The organism is Caballeronia sp. LZ065, assembly GCF_031450975.1.
In the GTDB taxonomy this organism is placed as follows: domain Bacteria; phylum Pseudomonadota; class Gammaproteobacteria; order Burkholderiales; family Burkholderiaceae; genus Caballeronia.
Genome location: NZ_JARUXV010000033.1, coordinates 1 through 755, shown reverse-complemented (window position 1 = coordinate 755; position 755 = coordinate 1). Strand labels below are relative to the sequence as shown.

Annotated in this window: 1 protein-coding gene; it reads right to left on the bottom strand. The window is 63.3% G+C overall.

Features of this window, described 5'->3' with window-relative positions:
• A partial coding sequence (locus tag QCE63_RS35520; RefSeq protein WP_309839942.1) for a type VI secretion system tip protein TssI/VgrG occupies positions 1–755 on the bottom strand: 755 nt, incomplete at both ends.

Genomic DNA, 755 nt, shown 5'->3' with positions numbered 1-755 from the left:
GAGACGCGTACCCAGCAGGAGCTGTTCTCATCGCTCTTGCCGTAGCGGTCCCAGCGGAATTGCAGCTTCACGCGGCCGTGCTGATCGGTCCAGATGGTCTCGCCCGCCGGGCCTACGACGACTGCGGTCTGCGGTCCGGTCGCTTTCGGCAGCGGCGTGAGAGAAGGCGCGCGCCAGGGCAGCGACGTGGGCTGAGAGACGAACTCCGTGTCATAGCGTGCCGTGCTGCTGCCGCTGGCATCGCCGCCGCTCTGGAACTGATAGCTTGCGCCGACGATCAGGTACTCGCGGTTATCGGCGGTGCGGGGAGAGCCGGTGAGCGTGAACAAAAAGCCGGGAGCGAAGGCGCGGATAGTGGTATGTCCGTGAGCGCTCTCGCTGCCGGTCTGCTCCTCTTCGAGACGCACGCGCGAGTAATGATTGCCTTCGTCACCATTGACGTAGCCGAGCTGCCAGTTGTACTTCTCGTACGAGCCGTGGTCATCGCTGAGCGGATTGGCCTGCTGGCTTTGCAGGTCGGCCTTGGGCTTGCGGAAGTCGTAGTCATCGACAACATAGCGGCCCGTGGTGACGTTGTCCTCGGTGTGCCAGCGATCGACGCCTTCGGTCTCGGGCAGCGCGATCTGGTCGGGCGCGAGATAAGGCAGCGAGGCGTAATCGGGCAGGGGATCATGAGCGCTCATGTCATCGGCGAGCACGAGCGTGTGCTGACCCATCTGATGCGTGAAGTAGTAGTAGATGCCTTCCTGCTCCAT